Annotated in this window: 1 rRNA gene; it reads right to left on the bottom strand. The window is 52.6% G+C overall.

Features of this window, described 5'->3' with window-relative positions:
- Window positions 1-626 (bottom strand): 23S ribosomal RNA (locus QLG21_RS00575); the annotation flags it as partial.

Here is a 626-nt window from a genome sequence, read left to right as displayed (position 1 = left end):
GTCGCTGCCGCAGCTTCGGTGCATGGTTTAGCCCCGTTACATCTTCCGCGCAGGCCGACTCGACCAGTGAGCTATTACGCTTTCTTTAAATGATGGCTGCTTCTAAGCCAACATCCTGGCTGTCTGTGCCTTCCCACATCGTTTCCCACTTAACCATGACTTTGGGACCTTAGCTGGCGGTCTGGGTTGTTTCCCTCTTCACGACGGACGTTAGCACCCGCCGTGTGTCTCCCGTGATAACATTCTTCGGTATTCGTAGTTTGCATCGGGTTGGTAAGCCGGGATGGCCCCCTAGCCGAAACAGTGCTCTACCCCCGAAGATGAGTTCACGAGGCGCTACCTAAATAGCTTTCGGGGAGAACCAGCTATCTCCCGGTTTGATTGGCCTTTCACCCCCAGCCACAGGTCATCCGCTAATTTTTCAACATTAGTCGGTTCGGTCCTCCAGTTAGTGTTACCCAACCTTCAACCTGCCCATGGCTAGATCACCGGGTTTCGGGTCTATACCCTGCAACTTAACGCCCAGTTAAGACTCGGTTTCCCTTCGGCTCCCCTATACGGTTAACCTTGCTACAGAATATAAGTCGCTGACCCATTATACAAAAGGTACGCAGTCACCCCATAAA

Source organism: Enterobacter sp. V87_3, from assembly GCF_029967835.1.
GTDB classification, from domain to species: Bacteria; Pseudomonadota; Gammaproteobacteria; order Enterobacterales; family Enterobacteriaceae; genus Enterobacter; species Enterobacter cancerogenus.
Note: the sequence above shows the minus strand (reverse complement) of the source record. Positions and strands in the feature narration are given on the sequence as shown.